Origin of the sequence: Streptococcus sp. 22.1 (assembly GCF_016648645.1) — a bacterium.
Lineage (GTDB): Bacteria > Bacillota > Bacilli > Lactobacillales > Streptococcaceae > Streptococcus.
On the sequence record NZ_JACLQK010000008.1, the window covers coordinates 58,972 to 79,875 of the forward strand.

At 39.6% G+C, this 20,904-nt stretch carries 20 protein-coding genes; 17 read left to right on the plus strand and 3 right to left on the minus strand.

The genetic code is table 11. The annotated features are described in order from the left end of the window. Nucleotides 1-202: 202 nt before the first annotated feature. The gene (locus H7U04_RS05725) at nt 203-400 is read left to right on the plus strand and encodes a hypothetical protein (protein WP_002884415.1); all 198 of its coding nucleotides are present in this window, start codon (nt 203-205) and stop codon (nt 398-400) included. A gap of 76 nt (nt 401-476) precedes the next feature. Here the strand turns inward: H7U04_RS05725 and H7U04_RS05730 are convergent, their stop codons facing one another. Together H7U04_RS05730 and H7U04_RS05735 are read right to left on the minus strand one after the other, a co-directional pair. Beyond that, nucleotides 477-1,217 carry an amino acid ABC transporter ATP-binding protein gene (locus H7U04_RS05730; RefSeq protein ID WP_060971807.1) on the minus strand — a complete coding sequence of 247 codons (741 nt, stop codon included), beginning with the start codon at nt 1,215-1,217 and terminating at the stop codon, nt 477-479. Next, on the minus strand, nt 1,217-3,415 hold the full coding sequence (locus H7U04_RS05735; RefSeq protein ID WP_060971808.1) for an ABC transporter substrate-binding protein/permease: 2,199 nt from the start codon (nt 3,413-3,415) through the stop codon (nt 1,217-1,219). The genes H7U04_RS05730 and H7U04_RS05735 overlap by 1 nt, the downstream gene beginning before the upstream one ends. 199 nt (nt 3,416-3,614) lie before the next feature. Between H7U04_RS05735 and H7U04_RS05740 the strand changes: the two genes are divergently transcribed. From H7U04_RS05740 to rpsU, 9 genes are all read left to right on the plus strand, one after another. After that, nucleotides 3,615-4,550 carry a CPBP family intramembrane glutamic endopeptidase gene (locus tag H7U04_RS05740; protein WP_060971809.1) on the plus strand — a complete coding sequence of 312 codons (936 nt, stop codon included), beginning with the start codon at nt 3,615-3,617 and terminating at the stop codon, nt 4,548-4,550. 68 nt (nt 4,551-4,618) lie between these two features. Further along, nucleotides 4,619-5,245, plus strand: coding sequence for a hypothetical protein (locus H7U04_RS05745; RefSeq protein WP_060971810.1), 627 nt, complete (start codon nt 4,619-4,621; stop codon nt 5,243-5,245). Beyond that, entirely contained in the window at nt 5,235-7,226 is a 1,992-nt protein-coding gene (gene uvrB, locus H7U04_RS05750) for an excinuclease ABC subunit UvrB (protein ID WP_060971811.1), read from the plus strand. The genes H7U04_RS05745 and uvrB overlap by 11 nt, the downstream gene beginning before the upstream one ends. 44 nt (nt 7,227-7,270) lie before the next feature. After that, nucleotides 7,271-7,735, plus strand: coding sequence for an 8-oxo-dGTP diphosphatase (locus H7U04_RS05755; protein ID WP_060971812.1), 465 nt, complete (start codon nt 7,271-7,273; stop codon nt 7,733-7,735). 215 nt (nt 7,736-7,950) lie between these two features. Then, complete coding sequence (locus H7U04_RS05760) at nt 7,951-8,763, plus strand: transporter substrate-binding domain-containing protein (protein ID WP_014632791.1); 813 nt, start codon at nt 7,951-7,953, stop codon at nt 8,761-8,763. An 11-nt stretch (nt 8,764-8,774) separates the two neighbouring features. Next, nucleotides 8,775-9,572, plus strand: coding sequence for a transporter substrate-binding domain-containing protein (locus H7U04_RS05765; protein ID WP_002884336.1), 798 nt, complete (start codon nt 8,775-8,777; stop codon nt 9,570-9,572). Between the two features lie 244 nt (nt 9,573-9,816). Continuing rightward, nucleotides 9,817-10,926, plus strand: a complete 1,110-nt coding sequence (locus H7U04_RS05770) for an aminotransferase (RefSeq protein WP_060971813.1) — start codon at nt 9,817-9,819, stop codon at nt 10,924-10,926. Nucleotides 10,927-10,993: 67 nt separating this feature from the next. Next, entirely contained in the window at nt 10,994-11,788 is a 795-nt protein-coding gene (locus H7U04_RS05775; RefSeq protein WP_037601831.1) for a transporter substrate-binding domain-containing protein, read from the plus strand. A 192-nt stretch (nt 11,789-11,980) separates the two neighbouring features. Beyond that, nucleotides 11,981-12,157, plus strand: a complete 177-nt coding sequence (rpsU, locus tag H7U04_RS05780) for a 30S ribosomal protein S21 (protein ID WP_002884573.1) — start codon at nt 11,981-11,983, stop codon at nt 12,155-12,157. A 159-nt stretch (nt 12,158-12,316) separates the two neighbouring features. On the opposite strand, the gene mscL is transcribed toward rpsU, so the two are convergent. Further along, entirely contained in the window at nt 12,317-12,697 is a 381-nt protein-coding gene (gene mscL / locus H7U04_RS05785; RefSeq protein ID WP_037611854.1) for a large conductance mechanosensitive channel protein MscL, read from the minus strand. A gap of 162 nt (nt 12,698-12,859) precedes the next feature. On the opposite strand from mscL, the gene dnaG reads away from it, so the two are divergent. The 7 genes from dnaG (at nt 12,860) to H7U04_RS05820 (ending at nt 20,899) form a co-directional block, all read left to right on the plus strand. Further along, a complete protein-coding gene (dnaG, locus tag H7U04_RS05790) occupies nt 12,860-14,671 on the plus strand; it encodes a DNA primase (protein ID WP_002886808.1) in 1,812 nt (603 codons plus the stop codon). A 3-nt stretch (nt 14,672-14,674) separates the two neighbouring features. Continuing rightward, nucleotides 14,675-15,784: an RNA polymerase sigma factor RpoD gene (gene rpoD, locus H7U04_RS05795; RefSeq protein ID WP_002884252.1), complete on the plus strand. Its 1,110-nt coding sequence runs from the start codon at nt 14,675-14,677 to the stop codon at nt 15,782-15,784. Nucleotides 15,785-15,837: 53 nt separating this feature from the next. Next, nucleotides 15,838-16,173: a metal-sulfur cluster assembly factor gene (locus H7U04_RS05800; RefSeq protein ID WP_002884757.1), complete on the plus strand. Its 336-nt coding sequence runs from the start codon at nt 15,838-15,840 to the stop codon at nt 16,171-16,173. Nucleotides 16,174-16,183: 10 nt separating this feature from the next. Next, entirely contained in the window at nt 16,184-17,110 is a 927-nt protein-coding gene (locus H7U04_RS05805; RefSeq protein WP_060971814.1) for a glycosyltransferase family 2 protein, read from the plus strand. Nucleotides 17,111-17,114: 4 nt separating this feature from the next. Continuing rightward, entirely contained in the window at nt 17,115-18,590 is a 1,476-nt protein-coding gene (locus tag H7U04_RS05810; RefSeq protein WP_060971815.1) for a glucosyltransferase domain-containing protein, read from the plus strand. An 85-nt stretch (nt 18,591-18,675) separates the two neighbouring features. After that, nucleotides 18,676-19,527, plus strand: coding sequence for a dTDP-4-dehydrorhamnose reductase (gene rfbD / locus H7U04_RS05815; protein ID WP_060971816.1), 852 nt, complete (start codon nt 18,676-18,678; stop codon nt 19,525-19,527). A gap of 118 nt (nt 19,528-19,645) precedes the next feature. After that, entirely contained in the window at nt 19,646-20,899 is a 1,254-nt protein-coding gene (locus tag H7U04_RS05820) for a polysaccharide biosynthesis C-terminal domain-containing protein (RefSeq protein ID WP_060971817.1), read from the plus strand. Nucleotides 20,900-20,904 lie beyond the last annotated feature (5 nt).

Here is a 20,904-nt window from a genome sequence, read left to right on the forward strand (position 1 = left end):
CTATGGCGTTCTGCCTATCAACCTCACTAACTGCGCAAAGTCGGTATAATCGACCGACTTTCCTTCGTGTCGTGACCGTGCAAGACTCTCTAAGTGCCAAGCACTTGATAGTCTACGGCAGCCGCTATGGCGGATTGCCTATCAACCTCACTAACTGCGCAAAGTCGGTGAAATATAAAAATATTGAAATAAGAGGTTTACAATGGGAGATAAACCGATATCCTTCAGGGATAAAGATGGGAACTTTGTTTCTGCGGCCGATGTTTGGAATCCAAAGAAACTTGAGGAACTCTTTACACGCTTAAATCCTAACCGAAAACTCCGTCTTGAGCGTGAACGTTTGGCTAGAGAAGAAGCAGCAAAACACCCTGAATTAAATGAAGAAACAGAGCAAGTCTAGCACTTGCTCTGTTTTTTTTCTTATCCAAATTGGTAATCAAAAACAGCTACTCTAGCAAGAGTAACTGTTGTGATGATTAAGCGTTTAGAACCTTGTCCAAGAATTCTTTCAAACGTGGGTGTTGTGGGTTATCGAAGATTTGATCTGGCGTACCATCTTCGAGGAACTCACCGTCCGCAGTAAAGATTACTCGGTTGGCTACCTGACGGGCAAATCCCATTTCGTGAGTAACGATAATCATGGTCATACCTTGCTCTGCCAATTCTTTCATAACGTTAAGAACGTCTCCGACCATTTCGGGGTCAAGGGCAGAAGTAGGTTCGTCAAAGAGCATGATATCAGGATTCATCGCCAACCCACGTGCAATTGCCACACGTTGTTTTTGTCCACCTGACAAGCTATCAGGTGTAGCATCGGCTTTGTCAGCAAGTCCAACACGATCAAGAAGATCCATAGCTAATTTATCAGCTTCTTCCTTGTTCATACGTCCAAGTTCAACAGGTGCAAATGTTACGTTTTCAAGGACTGTCATGTGTGGGAAGAGGTTGAAATGTTGGAAGACCATCCCGATATTTTCACGGGCTTTGTCAAGATTTGTCTTAGGGTCTGATAATTCATAGCCATCAACGACTACTTTACCAGATGTCACTGTCTCAAGTAGGTTAAGGGTACGAAGGAAGGTTGATTTACCAGAACCTGAAGGACCGATGATACATACAACGTCACCTTCGTAGAATTTGGCGTCAATGCCTTTAAGGACTTCATTGTCGCCGTATGATTTGTGCAAGTCCTGCACATCGATTTTCAATTCAGCCATTATTTAAGTCTCTTTTCTAGTCGTTTAGCCAATTTCGTCAAGCATGTGATGATGACCAAGTAAAGGATGGCCAAGATTGCATACATACGGAATGATTGGTAGTTACGAGCAATGATGATTTTACCAGTTTGGAAAAGTTCAACCAAACCGATAGCTGATACGATAGTCGTATCTTTCAATGAGATAACAAATTGGTTGATGAAGTTTGGCAACATCAAGCGGACCGCCTGTGGCAAGATGACCTTACGCATTGTTGTATTGTAAGGAACACCCAAGCTTCGGCTGGCTTCCATCTGACCAATAGGGACAGCTTCAATACCACCACGCACAATTTCGGCAATGTAAGCACCACCGTTAAGTGAGAGGGCGATTGTTGCTGCCACGAAGTCATTGATTGGTGACTGGTGACCAGTGATGTTTTCAATCAAGTTAGGAATACCCCAGTAGATGAAGGCTGCAACGATCATCAATGGGATACCACGAACCACGTCAACAAAGACTTGTGAAATCACACGAAGTGTCTTGTTTGGTGCAACTGCCATCATACCGAAGATAACACCGATAATCATGGCAATAGCAAATGAAAGAAGGGTCAAACCAAGGGTAATTCCAAGACCTTGGAGAAGTTGTTTGTAGTTGTTTTTAATCAAGCCTACGATGGTTGTTTCATCGGTAGCTTTTTTTGTGCTTCCTTCTTTTGATTTGTTGCTATCGAGGTATTTATTGATAATCTTATCGTAAGTACCATCTTTCACGATAGCAGCCAAACCATTGTTGAACATCTCAATCAACTCAGGATTAGCACCTTTTTTAACAGCAAAGCCGACTTCACCAGTGGCAATACCTTCAATTGGTGTTGTAAAGTTACGCCCTTGTTGGATAGCGTATAGAAGAACGGCTTCATCATCCATAAGAGCATCGATTGAACCAGAGTTCAAGCTGTCGTACATAGTAGAAGCTTCATCGTAAGCACGAACAGTAAAGCCATATTCACCAGCATGGTCTTCCAACCATGAGTAAGATGACGTACCATTTTTAGCTCCTACAGTCTTACCTTTAAGATCCTTGTAAGATTTAACCTTACTTCCTTTAGCTACAGCCAAACGAATGTTTGATGTGTAGTAAGGATCAGAGAAGTCAAAGATTTGTTTACGAGCATCAGTGATGGTCATACCAGCCAATACGGCATCAGCTTGGCTAGATTGTACAGCATTAAGTGATGCATCGAAACCAGGGTTTGTCAATTTGACATTGAAACCTTGGTTTTTAGCAATGGCATTGATGATATCGACATCGATACCTACATATTTACCTGAACCATTTTGGTATTCGAATGGAGCAAAAGATGAGTCCATTGAGATAGTGTAGGTTTCCTTAGCAGGAGTGGCTTTTGCGTTGGCATCACCAGTCAATTTAAGATCTGCTGAAGGTTTTGATGAAGAAGATTTTGATGAGTCACCCAACCATTTGTTCATGATTTTGTCGTAGGTGCCGTCATTCTTCATTTCCTTAAGAGCTTCGTTGAAATCTTTGATAAGATCTTCGTGTTTTCCACCTTTTTTAACAGCGAAAGCGAAGCTACCGATAGATTCAGGCTTAATGTTGATAGCGTAGTCTTTTCCTTGACCAATAGCGTATTTAACAACTGGTGTGTCGTCCATAGCTGCATCAACAGAACCAGAATCCAAGCTATTGTTCATCAAGTCGCTAGTGTCAAAAGTTTTAACAGTGAAACCATATTTGCTAGCATTTTTATCAAGCCAAGTTTGAGCAGCGGTACCGTTTTTAACACCGACTGTTTTACCCTTCAATTGTTTGTAGTCGCTGACTTTATCGCTACTACGTGTGTAGATAACAATTGAGGTGTCGTAATAAGTGTCTGAGAAAGTAAAGACCTTCTTACGTGCGTCGGTAACAGTAGTACCGGCCATAAGGGCGTCAGCTTGACCTGATTGAACAGCATTGACAGCTGCATCGAAACCAGGGAAGGTTTGGTTAACGTCCCAATTTTTACGTTTGGCAACTTCGTTGATAATATCAACGTCGATACCCTTGTAGGTCTGATCAGAATCTTTGAATTCAAATGGGGCATAGGCTGTATCTGAAACGACTGAGATAGTCTCGGCAGATACCTTAGCTCCGAAAACAAAGAAAACTGACATGGCACTCAAGAAGAGTGTCAGAAGTTTTTTCTTCATTATAAAAAGTCTCCTTTATAAAATACCTTCCTATTCTATCAAAAAAAGGTCTTCTTATCAAACTTCTTGGAGTTTGATGTTAGGAAATGTAACAAGGTTCGTTAGATGTGAGAAGAGTTTTAGAAGAATTTGACAAGCTTGTGTCAATTAGTTACACTGTAATCGAATACATGTAAGATTTGTTACAGGAGCTAAAAAAATGAAGAAACGTATGCTTGAGAAATATACTAGCCTATATGATAAAGTCCCAAGTTGGCTTATGATTATGCTGTCCTGTTTTATTGCCTTTGGTTATTTCCTTATAAGTGGATTTCTATCAGGGATTGTTGTGGGAATTCCAATGGCTATTGTTCTTTCGTTCTTAGTATTAAATGGCAACATTCAGTTTCAGGATATACATTCGATTTACTATAAAATATTTTCAACCTTGTATTTTCAGTTGGGAAGTTTTGCCTTCACTGCCTTAGCTATCTTTTTCTGGGTTAAAGTTGTTGAAAAACGTCCCATTCGTACACTTGGATTTTTCAAGGGGCATATTTGGTTGAACTTGCTTAAGGGGTGGGGATTTGGGACTCTACTCTTGTTAGTGAGTTTCCTTGGAACTTATTTACTTGGAGGGTTAGAATTTGTAAAAGTGGACTTTTCTCAGAGAACAATCCTATATATACTATCCCTAATACCTTTCTGGTTTATCCAAGGTGGAACCGAGGAACTGGTGACACGTGGTTGGTTGCTTCAGACGGTGACTAATAGATTGAACCTTTCTTGGGGAATTGCTATTTCAAGTTCTCTCTTTTCGATGCTACACTTGGGAAATCAAGGAGTTACCGCCTTGTCTCTCATCAGTATTGTTCTAGTGGGTGTTCTCATGGCTCTTTACATGCTCAAGACAGATAATATCTGGGGTGTAGCGGCTCTTCACGGTGCTTGGAACTTTGCGCAAGGAAATCTAGTTGGCGTGTCAGTTAGTGGACAAAATGCAGGTGGCAGCTTATTGCACTTTCAGGCCAGGTCAGGCGTGCCTGATTGGTTGTCAGGTGGGGCCTTTGGCCTAGAAGGGAATATCGTTACCTGTGTGGTTCTGTTGGTAGGTATCATCATCCTTCGATTACAATTGAAGAAAGAAAACTTTTAAGGCTGAGTTCAAAGACTCGGTCTTTTTACTTCTGTGTTAAAATAGAAGAAACACTTGGAGGGGACAATATGATAGTTAAGCTTGATAGGGTCATGTTGAAATTGAAAATAGTGGTTGGCTTTATATTTTCCGTCTTGTCTTTATGGATTCTTTGTCCTGAGCTCATTAGAGGTTCTCTCCGTGAAAATCCAGTCAAGCAGTTTCTTGCTATCATTGTTTTATTTTGGCTCTTATTCTCCATTGTTCTTCTCATAGACGGTGTCGTAAATCTCAAAGGTCATGGAAAACTCTTGGAACTTAATGACCATTTTTTGACCTACTACGGCCAAGCATTTGGACGTAAAACCTTTGACATTCCCCTATCCGAGATTGAGTTTGTCAAGAAAGCTTGGTCAACACGGATGGAGGATATTGGACGCTCTTCGACAGTGAGATATTCTTTGAAACGCATCGAGCATGTCTTCGACTATGATGCCGAGGTTGATGATAAAAAGAGATATCAGGTGTTGCTTATCTTCTTCAAAAATGGTGAGACAGCTGTTACCTATGACAAAAAACTTGGTCATCAATCACGGAAGAAACGTGCCTATGTCGCTAAGATGCGAATGATTCAAATTCCGCTTACAAGTGGGGAAATCTTCTCCGACCAAGAGATGAATGATTACATAAATGAAAGGAAAAAGAATGATAGATAGAAAAGAAGATAACCAATTCCATTTGGTTTCTAAATATGAACCTTCTGGGGATCAACCTCAGGCCATCGAAGCCTTGGTAGACAATATTGAAGGTGGTGAGAAGGCTCAAATCCTAAAGGGGGCGACAGGGACAGGTAAGACCTATACCATGAGTCAGGTCATCCAGCGCGTCAATAAACCAACCTTGGTTATCGCCCACAATAAAACCTTGGCAGGTCAGCTTTATGGTGAGTTCAAGGAATTTTTCCCAGACAATGCTGTGGAATACTTCGTTTCCTACTATGATTTCTATCAGCCAGAGGCCTATGTACCGTCATCAGATACCTATATCGAAAAGGACAGCTCTGTAAACGATGAAATTGATAAGCTCCGTCACTCAGCGACATCGGCTCTCCTTGAGCGTAATGATGTTATCGTTGTGGCTTCCGTTTCTTGTATTTACGGTTTGGGTTCGCCCAAAGAATATGCCGATTCAGCAGTCAGCCTTCGACCAGGCCAAGAGATTTCTCGAGACAAGCTGCTAAATGACCTAGTTGATATCCAGTTTGAGCGAAATGACATTGATTTCCAACGTGGGAAATTCCGTGTACGTGGTGATGTGGTCGAAATCTTTCCTGCCAGCCGTGATGAGCACGCCTTTCGTGTGGAATTTTTCGGTGATGAGATTGACCGCATCTGTGAGATTGAAAGTTTGACAGGACGCAATCTCGGTGAAGTTGAGCACCTTGTTCTTTTCCCGGCGACTCACTTTATGACCAATGAAGAGCATATGGAAGAAGCCATCAAGAATATTATGGAAGAGATGGAAGCTCAGGTTAAGCAATTTGAAGCTGAGGGTAAGTTCATCGAGGCTCAACGTATCCGCCAAAGGACAGAATACGATGTTGAAATGCTTCGTGAGATGGGCTACACCAATGGTGTCGAAAACTACTCACGCCACATGGATGGACGTAAAGAAGGCGAGCCACCGTTCACCTTGCTTGATTTCTTCCCAGAAGATTTCCTTATCATGATTGATGAAAGTCATATGACCATGGGTCAGATTAAGGGAATGTATAACGGAGACCAGGCCCGTAAGAAGATGTTGGTTGATTACGGTTTCCGTTTGCCATCAGCGCTTGATAACCGTCCACTTCGACGTGAAGAATTTGAGAGTCATGTGCATCAGATTGTATATGTTTCTGCTACCCCAGGCGATTATGAGATGGAGCAGACTGAGACTGTCGTTGAGCAAATCATCCGTCCGACAGGGCTTCTTGATCCAGAAGTCGAAGTTCGTCCAACTATGGGTCAAATGGATGACCTCCTTGGTGAAATTAATGCTCGTACTGAAAAAGGCGAGCGTGTCTTTGTAACAACTTTGACTAAGAAGATGGCTGAAGACTTGACTGACTATCTCAAGGAAATGGGGGTCAAGGTCAAATACATGCACTCTGACATTAAGACTCTAGAGCGTACTGAGATTATCCGTGACCTACGTTTGGGTGTCTTTGATGTTCTTATCGGTATTAACCTTCTTCGTGAGGGAATTGACGTTCCTGAAGTTAGTCTGGTTGCTATTTTGGATGCTGATAAGGAAGGCTTCCTTCGTAATGAACGTGGACTTATCCAAACAATCGGACGTGCTGCTCGAAATAGCGAAGGTCACGTTATCATGTATGCGGATAAGATTACAGAGTCTATGCAGAAGGCCATGGATGAAACGGCTCGTCGCCGTGAAATCCAGATGGCCTATAATAAGGAGCATGGCATTGTTCCACAAACGATTAAGAAAGAAATTCGTGACCTTATTTCGATTACCAAGGCTAATGAAGCAGAAGTAGCAGAGGATACTGTGGACTACAGTGCCATGAACAAGAAAGAACGCCAAGAAGCCATCAAGAAACTTCAAAAACAAATGCACGAAGCAGCAGAACTGCTTGACTTTGAATTGGCGGCTCAAATCCGTGATATGGTTCTTGAGCTGAAGAGTATGGATTAAGGCTAGTTACATCACTTAGGCATTATAAGTAAGAAAGGAAATATATGTCACGTTCACAAGCAACTATTTTAACCAATATGTGTCTCATCGAAGATGGCCGTGGAAATATCGTCATGCAAATCCGCGATCCAAAGCGTTATTACTGGTCGGGAGCAGCCCTACCCGGTGGCCATATCGAAGCACATGAAGGTCTGGTAGAATCAGTTATCCGTGAGGTTGAAGAAGAAACTGGCTTGACCATCAAAAACCCTAAATTAGTTGGTATGAAGCATTTTTACACGACAGATGATGAGCGTTATCTAGTATTCCTTTATAGAACTTCGGATTTTGAAGGAAAAATCCATTCAACAGAGGAAGGCGAAGTTCGTTGGGTTGCTCGAGAGGAGGTAGCTAATATGGATTTAGCTTATGACATGCTCAATCTGCTACGTGTCTTTGAAGAAGACAATCTCTCAGAACTTTTCTATCGGGAGCGACTCGAAAATGACTTTATCCGAGAATTTTGGTAAGAATATGAACTATTTATTCAAATGAATGAATAGTTTTTTTGTCGTTAAAATCAGATAGGAGAGCTTTAAATAAGTAATTTTTAGATTTTGTAATGACGATAAAATTAATAAAAATGAAAACTTTAATCAATAAAAGTTCATTTTTTCATTGACAAATGCATAATAATACATTATTATACTTACATAAGTTAATAAATATAGAAAAGAGATTGATTATGAAAACATGGAAAAAACTTTTGTTGGGATTTGCAGGGATCTTTGCTTTGACGACTTTAGCAGCTTGTTCTTCGTCGAAGGACACTTTGGAAAAGGTACAAGATAAAGGAACTTTGACAGTTGCTCTTAATCCACACTTTGCTCCTTTTGAATTCAAGACAATCCAAAATGGTAAGGATACGATTGTTGGGGCAGATGTTGAAATTGCTAAGGCCATTGCAGATGAGCTTGGTGTAAAAGTTAAATTCTCTGAAATGTCTTTTGATAATGTCTTAGCCAATGTTCAATCTGGTAAGGCAGACATCGCCATTTCCGGAATCTCAGCCACTGAAGAACGTCAAAAAATCTTTGATTTCTCAGATACCTACTATGAGTCTGAAACGGTTCTTGTTGTCAAAAAAGATGCGACAGGAACTTACAAACAAACCGGTGATTTTGCTAAAAAATCTGTAGCCGTTCAAAAAGGTTCTATTCAAGAAAGTATCGCCAAAGCCAACTTGTCAGATGCTAATGTGGTATCCTTGGCACAACCTGGTGAAGCTATCAATGAATTGAAATCTGGTCAAGTTGAAGGAGTGGTTCTTGAAAAAGCCATTGCACAAGGTTATGTAGACCAAAACAGTGACTTAGCTGTGTCAGACATTACGCTCAAGTCTGATTCAAAAGATGCCTATGCCGTCGCAATGCCTAAAGGAAGCGATAAGCTAAAAGCAAAGGTTAATAAGGTTATCGCTAAACTCAAAAAAGAAGGTAAGATTGACAGCTATGTTAAAGATGCCTATGCTCTTTCACTTAAGAGCTCTACTAAATAAGGGGTTATTATATGAAGAAATTTTGGTTTATCCTTACAGCTCTAGTCGCCACGTGCTTTCTAGTTGCTTGTAGCGGAAGTCAGGGAGTAAGTCCCAAAACGATTAAGGAAAAGAAGAAAATTGTCGTGGCAACAGAATCTGAATTTGCGCCTTTTGAGTTCAAATCATTGGTTAACGGCAAAGATACGCTGGTTGGAGCAGATATCGAGTTGGCCAAAGCTATCGGTGAAAAACTTGGTGTAAAGGTTGAATTTTCCGTGATGTCTTTTGATAATGTTCTTGCTAATGTGCAAAGTGGTAAAGCTGATATCGCCATTGCTGGGATTTCGGTGACAGACGAACGTAAGAAAGTTTATGATTTTTCAGATAGCTACTATACGTCAGAAAATGTAGTGATTGTCAAAAAAGACAAGGTAAATGACTACACAAGCACTGATAGTCTCGCAAAACAAACTGTCGGTACGCAAAAAGGGTCTGTCCAAGAAACCGTTGCTAAGAAACAAATCCCTAAGGCAAGTGTCGTATCACTAGCTTCGAATGGTGAAATGATTAACGAACTCAAGTCAGGACAGCTTCAAGCAGTTGTACTTGAGAAGGCCATTGCAGAAGGTTATATCGCTCAAAATGATGATTTAACCCTTGCCAACTTTAATCTCAAGTCAGATGGCACAGATGCTTATGCCGTCGCAACACGTAAAGGTTCGGATGACTTGCTTAAAGAAATCAATGCCGTCATCAAAGAGACTAAGGACTCTGGAAAATTTGACCAATGGTTAAAAGAAGCATCAACCTACAAACAAAGTAAGTAAATTTAAAACTTCTGAGCACCCGAAACGAGTCAATTTCAGGTGCTTTCATCAACGACGGAAAGTCTCGTTTGGTGTTGGCTTTGCTCACTCAAGGGGAGTCGCCAAAAATTCTTAAATCTAAATGGGGCAATACCCCATTTTTTATTGAATTCTCTGCTAAAAACAGTTATTATCAAAGTAGGTAAGTCTGTCAAAATAGACAAATGACATCGTATAGAGTGCTTAAGAAAAGCAAGGAGAAACTATGAAGCTACCACGTTTTGGTGTTGAAGAATGGCTTAATGTCCATGAAAAATCTGCCATATATGATATCGCAGGAGTTTCAATTAAGGCCCTCACAATGGAAGAATTATTTGACCTGTCAGGCCTTGATAAGGACGCCTTTTTTGCCCAACTACTAAAGAAAAAGATGGATTACGGCTGGATTGAGGGGTCACCAGAGTTCAAGACTCAAGTGGCTAGCTTATACAAGAACATGCCGGTTGATAATATCCTCCAAACCAATGGGGCTACAGGAGCGACGATGCTAGCTCTTTACGCTCTTATTGAGCCTGACGACCATGTCATTTCCATGTATCCGACCTATCAACAGCTCTATGACATTCCTAAGTCGCTAGGGGCAGACGTGGATCTCTGGGAGGTTGAAGAGGACAAGGGCTGGTTGCCTGATTTGGACCAACTCCGTCGTCTGATTCGCCCTAATACCAAGATGATCTGTATTAACAACGCCAACAATCCTACCGGTGCCCTTATGGACGCTGCTTACCTCGAGGAGCTGGTGGCTATCGCTAAAGAAGTAGACGCCTATATCTTCTCAGATGAGGTCTATCTCAGTTTTGACCAGCCTACGCCTTCTATTGTGGATTTGTATGAAAGGGGCATTGCCGTCAATAGTCTGTCAAAGACCTATTCCATTCCTGGTATTCGTGTGGGTTGGGTTGCTTCTAACACAGAGGTGGCGGACATTCTGCGTGACTACCGTGACTACACGATGATTTGTGCGGGTGTCTTTGATGATATGGTGGCTACCCTTGTCTTGGAAAATAAAGAAGCCATCCTAGAGCGTAATCGTCAGATTGTAGAGGAAAATCTAGCTCTTATGGATGAATGGATTGCTAAGGAACCTAAGGCGTCATGGATTAGACCTGCCAGTGTTTCCACATCTTTCGTCAAACTAGATGTGAATCGTCCTATCGAAGATTTTGCTTTGGAGCTTCTTCAGGACTATGGTGTTCTTGTGGTTCCAGGTAACCGTTTTGACAAGGAGTCTCATGTCCGCATCGGTTATTGCTGTGACAAGGAAGTTCTTCAAAAGGGCTTAGAAAAATTGTCGCAATTTCTTAATAAATGTTGACAATGCTACTAATTTTAAGTAAAATAACAAGCGAAAAATTATATTTATACAGGAGTTTCTTATGAAAATGAAAAAACTTTTCCTTGGGGCTATGGCTCTCCTTGCTACTGTGACTTTAGTAGCTTGTGGGTCAAAAAAGGATGCTTACTTATCCATTAAAGAAAATAAAAAACTTGTCGTGGCTGTCAGCCCAGACTATGCTCCATTTGAGTTCAAAACTTTGGTAGATGGTAAAGACCAAGTAGTTGGTTCAGATATCAAGTTGGCACAAGCTATCGCTGATGAACTCGGTGTTAAGCTTGAAGTTACAACAATGAGCTTTGACAATGTCCTTTCTAGCCTTCAATCAGGTAAGGCTGATCTTGCTATTTCAGGTATCTCAGTAACAGACGAACGTAAGAAAACCTTTGATTTCTCATATCCTTACTACGAAACACAAAATGCTATCATCGTTCGCAAAGATCAAGAGTCTACTTACTCAAGTCTTGATGCTTTCAAAGGTAAGAAAGTAGCAGTTCAAAAAGGTACCATTGAAGAAGGCCTTGCTAAGAAACAATTGAAAGATTCAACAGTCGTATCACTTACAGCAATGGGTGAGGCGATTAACGAGGTGAAATCTGGCCAAGTTGATGCTGTTGACCTTGAAAAACCAGTAGCAGAAGGTTACGTGGCACAAAATTCAGATTTGGCTTTGGCAAGCGTTGCCCTCAAAGTTGATGATGGCGATGCAAAAGCAGTCGCTATGGCTAAAGGCAACGAAAGATTGAAAGAAGTAGTCAACAAAGTCGTCAAGAAATTGAAAGCAGATGGTACTTACGACGAGTACATCAAGGATGCTTCTAAATACACAGCAGTTGAATAAATCAGTAGCTAGGGGAGATGCCTCCTCTAGTTTTTGTATAGGAAAAAACTTGGATAGTTTTAGTAGACTTAGAAGTCAACTGTAATAGCAAAAATTCCTAAACTTAAATATATTTCTTGACAGAAAAAGGCGAGTCTTGTATACTTGAATAGAACGTGTAAAATGTTACATTATCTTGAGGAGGTGAATTCAATGTCAAAAACAGTAGTACGTAAAAACGAATCACTTGACGACGCTCTTCGTCGTTTCAAACGTTCTGTGACTAAAGCTGGTACTCTTCAAGAGGCTCGTAAACGTGAACATTACGAAAAACCTTCTGTAAAACGTAAACGTAAATCAGAGGCAGCTCGCAAACGTAAAAAATTCTAATTAAGAATGAAATTAACAGAAAAAAACTTGAGAAGACTCAAGTTTTTTTCTTTTCATCGAATAAATAAGTCAGTTAGTAGTCCTGAGGTACAAAAAAATAAGACGTCTGAGATTTCAGACGTCTTGAGTTTCATATGTCTTTAGTTGAACAAATAAAGATTATTTGTTTGCAAGAAGATCGCGGATTTCAGCAAGCAATTCTTCTTGTGATGGACCTGCTGCTTCAGCAGCATCCTCAGCTTCTTTTTTGCTAAGAGCTGTTGCTTTGCTAGCAGCTTTAACAACGAAGAAGAGAGTAGTACCAACGATGATGAAGTTGATAACTGCGCTCAAGAAGCTACCGTATGCGATACCGTTCCATGACAATTTAGAGAGGTTTTCAACGTTAGCAGCCTTAACAACTGGGTTAAGGATAAGTGGAGTGATGATATCACTTACAAGTGAAGTGATGATAGCGTTGAAAGCAGCCCCCATAACAACAGCTACAGCAAGATCAAGGACGTTACCCTTGAACAAAAAGTCTTTAAGTTCTTTAATCATTTTGACAATGAATCCTTTCTTTTATTTACTTTTAATAGTTTATCTGATTTTGTAAATCTTGACAAGGTATTTGCTCATGAAAAATCAATTTTATTTTACTTTCATTTTTCATCGTGTTATAATTAGGGGTAATGCAATTATGGTAAGATAGGGGGCGATTAGATGGTGATTGATAAAGCTTTAATAGAAGATATTAAGAGCAGTACCAACATCGTCGACGTGATTGGCGAAGTTGTCAGTCTTAATCGTGCAGGTCGCAATTACCTGGGTCTCTGCCCCTTCCATAAGGAGAAAACCCCCTCATTTAATGTTATTGAGGACAGACAGTTTTACCATTGTTTTGGTTGTGGAAAGTCTGGGGATGTCTTCAAATTTTTAGAGGAATACCGTCAGATTTCTTTCCAAGAAAGTGTCAAGGTTCTGGCAGACCGCTTAGGTATTGCAGTTACGATAGACGCACCAAGACAGGCTCAGCAGCAGAATTCTCCTAATCAAGCCTTCTATGATCTTCATGAGGATGCGCTTAAGTTTTATCACGCTGTTCTGATGACGACCAAGATAGGAGAAGCAGCACGTGCCTACCTCTATGAGCGTGGTATGACTGACGATTTACTTAAGACCTTCCAGATTGGTCTAGCCCCTGACGAACCAGATTATCTCTATCAGTCTGTATCAAAAAAATATGATGAAGAGGTGCTGACAGAATCAGGTCTTTTTAATCTTTCTGAAAGTAATCGTCTTTTCGATACTTTTAAAAATCGAATCATGTTTCCGCTTAAAAATGAGTTTGGAAAGACTATCGGTTTTTCAGGGCGTGTTTGGACTAAGGACGATATTGAAAAAGGACAAGCCAAGTACAAAAATACAAGGGCTACCCGTATTTTCAATAAGTCTTATGAACTTTATCACCTCGATCAGGCTAAACCGGTGATTCAGAAGACCCATGAGGTCTATCTGATGGAGGGATTTATGGATGTCATTGCTGCCTATAGGGCTGGGCATGTTAATGCTGTGGCTTCTATGGGGACGGCGTTGACCCCTGAGCATGTTAATCGTCTTCGTAAGTTAACCAAGAAAATTGTTCTGACCTATGATGGTGATAAGGCTGGGCAAAATGCAATCGCCAAGTCTCTTGAGCTTTTATCGGATTTTCAAGTCGATATTGTTAAAATTCCAGACAATATGGACCCTGATGAATATCTACAGAAAACATCCGAAGAGGCTTTGGGGAAACTTTTGGTCGAGTCCCGCATTTCAGATGTGGAATTTTGGATTGGGCAGCTAAAACCTGCTAATGTAGACAATCTTCAAGCAGAGATTGCCTATGTTGAGCAGATTGCTAAGATTATTGCCAAGTCACCTTCTGTGACGGCACAAAATTCCTACATTTCTAAGGTGGCTGACCTTTTGCCAGACTTTGATTTTTTTCAAGTCGAGCAAGCGGTCAATAATGAACGGTTGACCATGAGGAATCAGCAGACGGCTCAATTATCGGCTGCTAGTAATAGTGCTTATGAGTCTTCAGCGTCAGGATTCAGAGGAACGGTCAAACTACCTTCTACACCTAAGATTACAGGTCTTCGTCGGGCGGAAAATCAACTCTTCCATCGTATGCTTAATCATCCTATGATTTTGAATGACTATCGCATGAGAGAGGAGTTTTTCTTCCAAACACCTGAGTTAGAGGAGCTTTATCATATTCTGAAACAAGATGGTCAGATTGATACCGTAGCTTTGTCTCTACTTTCTCAAGAGGTGCAAACAGCCTATTATCAGGTTTTAGAGGAGATTTTACCACCTGAAACTAGTCTTGAAGAAGTTCAGGCTATCGAAGAGCGTAGAAATCATTTTTTGAGGGAACAGGACTTTCGTAAGCAAAGTAAACAAATAAGAGAATCAAGTAACCACGGTGATGTGGATGCAGCGGTGGAAGCCCTGCAGATGCTCATCGCCCAAAAACGAGATATGGAGTAACACATGGCAAAGAAAAAACAAAATACAGCATTTAACGTTCAAGTCGCTGATTTCATTCGTAACCACAAAAAAGCTGGTACAGCAATTGATGATGAAGTCACAGAAAAACTAGTTATCCCATTTGTTCTTGATGCTGATGGGATTGATGACCTTTTGGAACGTTTGACAGACGGTGGTATCTCTATCACTGATAAGGACGGAAATCCTTCATCTAAATATGTTGTTGAAGCCCCAAAACCAGAAGAGTTGACAGACGAGGAGCTTCTTGGTTCAAACTCAGCTAAGGTCAATGACCCTGTTCGTATGTACCTCAAAGAGATTGGGGTAGTGCCTCTCTTGAGTAACGAAGAGGAAAAAGAATTGGCTATCGCTGTTGAAAATGGTGACTTGGAAGCTAAACAACGTTTGGCAGAAGCCAACCTTCGTTTGGTAGTCTCAATCGCTAAACGTTATGTGGGACGTGGTATGCAGTTCTTGGACTTGATTCAAGAAGGTAACATGGGGCTTATGAAAGCCGTTGATAAATTTGACTACTCTAAAGGTTTCAAATTCTCAACTTATGCGACATGGTGGATCCGTCAAGCAATCACTCGTGCTATCGCAGACCAAGCACGTACCATCCGTATCCCAGTTCACATGGTTGAAACTATTAATAAATTGGTGCGTGAGCAACGTAACCTCTTGCAAGAGTTGGGACAAGATCCAACTCCTGAGCAAATCGCTGAACGTATGGATATGACTCCAGATAAGGTTCGTGAAATCCTTAAGATTGCTCAAGAGCCAGTTTCTCTAGAAACACCTATCGGTGAAGAAGATGATAGCCATTTGGGTGACTTTATCGAGGATGAAGTTATCGAAAATCCAGTAGATTACACAACTCGTGTGGTTCTTCGTGAACAATTGGACGAAGTGCTTGATACCCTTACAGACCGTGAAGAAAATGTTCTTCGTCTCCGTTTCGGTCTTGATGATGGCAAGATGCGTACTTTGGAAGATGTTGGTAAAGTCTTCAACGTCACTCGTGAACGTATTCGTCAGATTGAAGCTAAAGCCCTTCGTAAATTGCGCCACCCAAGCCGTAGTAAACAACTTAAAGACTTTATTGAAGACTAAGATAGTAAATGGAAGGGGCCTGATTATTAGGCCCTGATTTTGGAGGAAAAGCTATGTCTGAAGTAAAATACACTGAAGCAGAAATTGAAAAAATCAAGGATCGTATCTTGGAAGCCTTAGAAATGGTTATTGACCCTGAGTTGGGGATTGATATTGTCAACCTTGGCCTTATTTACGATATCCGTTTCCAGCAAGATGGCTATACTGAAATCGATATGACCTTGACGACTATGGGCTGTCCTTTGGCAGATCTTTTGACAGACCAAATTTATGACGCTATGAAAGAAGTGCCTGAAGTCACTAAGACTGAGGTCAAGTTAGTCTGGACACCAGCATGGACTATCGAAAAGATGAGCCGCTATGCCCGTATCGCCCTAGGTATTCGTTAGGAGAAGGCTTATGAAAACACTGGCTATCGTTGTTCCTTGTTATAACGAGGAAGAGACCATCCATCCTTTTTTAGAGGCTTGTCAGGCAGTTGAACGACAAATGGCCAATCAGTTGACTTTCAACTATTATTTTGTCAATGACGGTTCAAAAGATCGCACCTTAGAGGTTTTGAGAGAGGTTTCAAAACAATTTGAGAATGTCCACTATCTCTCTTTCTCTCGTAATTTCGGGAAGGAAGCAGGCTTACTTGCTGGACTTGAGGCAGCCCAAGGCGACTACGTCACAGTGATGGACGCCGATCTTCAGGATCCACCTGAACTTCTTATCGAGATGTATGCCAAAATACAAGAAGGTTACGACGTTGTCGGGACACGACGTGCAGACCGCAAGGGTGAGCCACCTATTCGTTCACTCTTTGCTAAGGTCTTCTATTGGTTGATTAATAAAGTTTCTGACACAGAAATGGTAGACGGGGCACGTGATTTCCGTTTGATGACGCGTCAGGTTGTTGACGCCATCCTTGAGCTTAAGGAAGTGAATCGCTTTTCAAAAGGGCTCTTTTCTTGGGTCGGCTTTGATGTGGCCTACGTCTCTTATGAAAATCGTGAACGTGTGGCAGGAGAAACCTCATGGTCTTTCTGGAGCCTATTGAGCTATTCACTTGATGGCTTTATCAACTTCTCCGAAGTACCGTTGAAGCTTGCCACATGGGCAGGAACCTTCTCATTCTTAATCTCTTTGGTTGGAATTGTCTTTGTCGTTATCCGAAAACTAACTATAGGTGGGAGTGTTGCAGGCTGGGCAAGCCTTGTCTCAATCATCCTCTTTATCGGAGGAATCCAACTCTTAGCCTTGGGAATCATCGGGAACTACATCTCAAAGATTTTCCTAGAAACCAAGAAACGACCGGTTTATATTGTTAAGGAAAAAGGGTGAAGGAATGAGTGGAGAGTTTTTAGGAGTGTTTCATAACTTAAAGGATTATATCAAGAGAAATAAATTTGTTTTATCTCTTATCTTAGGTGTTTATCTTTTAGTTAACATAAACATCAGCTTAGCTGAGTATCCGTACATTGATGATATAGGCCGTCAAATTCTGGGTTATACAGGATTTTCTGAACATTACTCTAGATATTTGAGTGAATTCTCAGCACGTCTTATTCAAGGTGGTGCTCATTTAACGGATCCTGGGCTGACTACAAATATTATCACAGCCTTCATATTAACATTTGCAAGCACGATATTATTGTTTGTACTGTTTCCATCGAAAAAGGTTACTCCAGTTTTAGCCCTAGCTTCAACTGTAATTGGAATAAATCCTTGGTTTTTAGAGCCTTTGAGCTTTAGGTTTGACAACCCATTTATGTCACTAAGTATTTTAGTGTCAATACTTCCTTTTATCTTCTGGGAGTCTAGAAAATTATTTAGCGTATGTTCAGTTGTATGTATTTATCTTATGTGTAATTCATACCAAGCATCATCGGGAATATATATTCTAATGACGCTCACACTGCTCTTTTTAGAGGTAGTTTACAGCGGTAAATTGAATATAAAGAGTTTAATCTGTTCAGTTTTATCCTATGTTGGGGGCATGGCTTTATATAAAATACAAATTACTATCAAGCCACCAATTTTTGCTGATCAAGGAAAAATACCAAGTTTATTACATCTTCCTAGTATTATGCTTGCGAATGCTAAAGGTTATCTGAAAAATATTTATCTTCAAAGCTCGAAAGTTTGGATTCTTTTATTCCTAGTAATACTTATCTTATTAGTGTTTAATATAGTTAGTAGCAGTAGGCAAAAGAAAATTGTAGCGTTAGCTTTTACGTTTGCTTGGTTAGGTTTAGGAAGTATTTTGAGTTATGGAAGTTACTTAATACTTTCAGAACAATTTTATTTGTTGAGACCCAGATATGAATATGGATTGGGAATCTTTGCGTCCATTGTGTTAGTTATTTCTTTAGGAATAACTAATCGAAACCAGATTATTAATATTTTAAAATCTGTATTTTCTAGTTTACTTATCTTTTATTTCCTTGCTTTTTCATTTATTTATGTAAGCAATTTAAAACAACAAAATAATACACTTGAAGTACAAAGTGCTATGCTAGGAAATAGTTTGAACAAGTATCTGAATGATAACAATAATGTGGTCAATATTAATCGTTTTGTTGCTAATTCCCCTATTTATGAAAATGCGACCTTGGTCTATCCAATGATTAGTAGTTTAATTATGCCTAATACTAATGTTTCGTGGGATATGACTATGAGATTTAATGCAATCACAAAATTAAATGTTGATTTTAGACCATTTGATGCAACTACAGTAAATTCAGAGTATAAACAATTAGAAACAACCAAAATGTATAATGTTTATACCAAAGATAATGAACTTTTTGTCGTGATGAAATGATAAATTATATTTTATGAAAGCAGATTTTTTCTGCTTTTTTTGATAAAATTAAAGTGCTATTAATGAAAATTACAAGGAGAAAAATATGATTCTAGTAACAGGTGCAAATGGGCAACTCGGAACTGAGCTTCGTCACCTTCTTGACGAACGTAACGAAGAATATGTAGCAGTAGATGTGGCAGAAATGGACATCACAGATGCTGCCAAAGTAGATGAAGTTTTTGCGGAAGTAAAACCAACCTTGGTTTATCACTGTGCTGCTTACACAGCTGTTGATGCTGCTGAAGATGAAGGTAAAGAGCTTGACTATGCTATCAACGTGACAGGTACTGAAAATGTCGCTAAGGCTGCTGAAAAACATGGTGCAACGCTAGTTTATATTTCAACAGACTACGTTTTCGATGGTGAAAAACCAGTCGGTCAAGAGTGGGAAGTTGATGACAAACCAGATCCACAGACAGAGTACGGTCGTACAAAACGTATGGGTGAAGAGTTAGTTGAAAAACATGTTTCAAGCTACTACATTATCCGTACAGCTTGGGTGTTCGGTAACTATGGTAAGAACTTTGTCTTCACCATGCAAAATCTTGCCAAGACTCATAAGACACTTACAGTTGTTAATGACCAACATGGTCGTCCAACTTGGACACGTACTTTGGCAGAATTTATGACTTATTTGGCTGAAAACCGTAAGGAATATGGTTACTATCACTTGTCAAATGATGCAGCAGAAGATACAACTTGGTATGACTTTGCGGTTGAAATCCTTAAAGATACTGATGTTGAAGTGAAACCTGTTGATTCAAGCCAATTCCCAGCTAAAGCTAAACGTCCACTTAACTCAACAATGAGTTTGGCTAAGGCTAAGGCTACAGGGTTTGTCATCCCAACATGGCAAGATGCTTTGAAAGAGTTTTACAAACAAGAAGTGAAATAAGAATACTTAATGAGCTTTTTAAGTTAAAAGAGAGAACGTGTGTCATGCTGTTCTCTCTTTTTTCATTGAGAATATGATATAATTAATGGAATATAGTTATCGAAAGAGAGTGAAATAATTGAAAAAAGTAACTGCCCAAAAGGTATTTTTCTGGAATATTTTAGGAAGTATGTCTTCAGCTGCTGTTTCAGTTATACTTCTTTTTATTGTTACACGTGCTTTAAATAGTGCTTCAGCGGATACCTATAGTTTTGCCTATGCGATTGCGAATCTCTTTGTTATTGTAGCAAGTTTTCAAGTTAGAGATTTCCAAGCAACAGATATAAGAGAGAAGTATTCTTTTGATACTTATTTCGTAACAAGGATTATTTCAAACGTTGCAATGGTTCTTCTTTTAGTGACGTATTTAATTTTTAATACTAATACTCACTCAAATATAGGGATAATTTTTTGGGTATCTTTTTTCCGTGTTAGTGAAGCTTTATCGGATGTTTTTCAAGGATTATTTCAACAGAAGGAACGTTTGGATATTGCCGGGAAATCACTGTTTTTGAGAAATACTATTTCAACAATTGTATTTGCTTTAACTCTAGTCATCTCAAAAAATCTATTGTGGTCCGTGATTTCACAAACTATTAGTTCATTTGTTTTTATTGCTCTATTCGATTACCCTCATTCAAAGTTCTTCCATCGCTTAAATCTTATGAGTGTTAAGCCGAGTAATATTATCAATGTATTGAAAGATTGCTTACCTTTATTTATTAATGCTTTTTTGTTGGTCTCAATTTATAATCAGCCTAAGTATGCTTTGAATGATATTTTTAATCAAGGTTTGATTGGAAATGGTGTTCAGCGAGATTTTAGTATTTTATTTACACCAATTTTTGCAATGAATCTTATGATTGTATTTCTTAGACCGATGATTACGCAACTTGCAGTCTTTTTAGAAGAAAAGAAGATTTCTCATTTTGTCACTTACAAGAATAATCTCTTCAAGATTTTATTTGGAACTTGTACATTAATATTTCTAATTGGTGCTTTTATAGCCATTCCAGCTTTGGATATTGTATATGGGACTAACCTTAAACAGTATCAGACTAGTTTTGTTGTTTTGTTGCTTGGAGGAATTGCAAGTACTTTTTCAACTGTATGTGATAACATTTTGACAATATTTAGGAAACAACATTTTTTAGTTATTTCCTTTATTGTAGGCTATATTGTGTCAATCTTAACTGCCAAGCCTCTAGTGTCGAAATTTGAAATTTTTGGAGCCTCATTATCATTTCTTTGTGCGATGATAGCATGGCTACTTGCTTCTCTAGTAATTTATTTTGTAACAAATCCATATACAATCTTTAGAAGGAAAAAATAATTGAC

Excerpts from the sequence above, each read along its gene's own strand:
- H7U04_RS05725 (WP_002884415.1), top strand. The coding sequence starts at position 203 with ATGGGAGATAAACCGATATCCTTCAGGGATAAAGATGGGAACTTTGTT.
- H7U04_RS05730 (WP_060971807.1), bottom strand. The coding sequence starts at position 1,217 with ATGGCTGAATTGAAAATCGATGTGCAGGACTTGCACAAATCATACGGC.
- H7U04_RS05735 (WP_060971808.1), bottom strand. The coding sequence starts at position 3,415 with ATGAAGAAAAAACTTCTGACACTCTTCTTGAGTGCCATGTCAGTTTTC.
- H7U04_RS05740 (WP_060971809.1), top strand. The coding sequence starts at position 3,615 with ATGAAGAAACGTATGCTTGAGAAATATACTAGCCTATATGATAAAGTC.
- H7U04_RS05745 (WP_060971810.1), top strand. The coding sequence starts at position 4,619 with ATGATAGTTAAGCTTGATAGGGTCATGTTGAAATTGAAAATAGTGGTT.
- uvrB (WP_060971811.1), top strand. The coding sequence starts at position 5,235 with ATGATAGATAGAAAAGAAGATAACCAATTCCATTTGGTTTCTAAATAT.
- H7U04_RS05755 (WP_060971812.1), top strand. The coding sequence starts at position 7,271 with ATGTCACGTTCACAAGCAACTATTTTAACCAATATGTGTCTCATCGAA.
- H7U04_RS05760 (WP_014632791.1), top strand. The coding sequence starts at position 7,951 with ATGAAAACATGGAAAAAACTTTTGTTGGGATTTGCAGGGATCTTTGCT.
- H7U04_RS05765 (WP_002884336.1), top strand. The coding sequence starts at position 8,775 with ATGAAGAAATTTTGGTTTATCCTTACAGCTCTAGTCGCCACGTGCTTT.
- H7U04_RS05770 (WP_060971813.1), top strand. The coding sequence starts at position 9,817 with ATGAAGCTACCACGTTTTGGTGTTGAAGAATGGCTTAATGTCCATGAA.
- H7U04_RS05775 (WP_037601831.1), top strand. The coding sequence starts at position 10,994 with ATGAAAAAACTTTTCCTTGGGGCTATGGCTCTCCTTGCTACTGTGACT.
- rpsU (WP_002884573.1), top strand. The coding sequence starts at position 11,981 with ATGTCAAAAACAGTAGTACGTAAAAACGAATCACTTGACGACGCTCTT.
- mscL (WP_037611854.1), bottom strand. The coding sequence starts at position 12,697 with ATGATTAAAGAACTTAAAGACTTTTTGTTCAAGGGTAACGTCCTTGAT.
- dnaG (WP_002886808.1), top strand. The coding sequence starts at position 12,860 with ATGGTGATTGATAAAGCTTTAATAGAAGATATTAAGAGCAGTACCAAC.
- rpoD (WP_002884252.1), top strand. The coding sequence starts at position 14,675 with ATGGCAAAGAAAAAACAAAATACAGCATTTAACGTTCAAGTCGCTGAT.
- H7U04_RS05800 (WP_002884757.1), top strand. The coding sequence starts at position 15,838 with ATGTCTGAAGTAAAATACACTGAAGCAGAAATTGAAAAAATCAAGGAT.
- H7U04_RS05805 (WP_060971814.1), top strand. The coding sequence starts at position 16,184 with ATGAAAACACTGGCTATCGTTGTTCCTTGTTATAACGAGGAAGAGACC.
- H7U04_RS05810 (WP_060971815.1), top strand. The coding sequence starts at position 17,115 with ATGAGTGGAGAGTTTTTAGGAGTGTTTCATAACTTAAAGGATTATATC.
- rfbD (WP_060971816.1), top strand. The coding sequence starts at position 18,676 with ATGATTCTAGTAACAGGTGCAAATGGGCAACTCGGAACTGAGCTTCGT.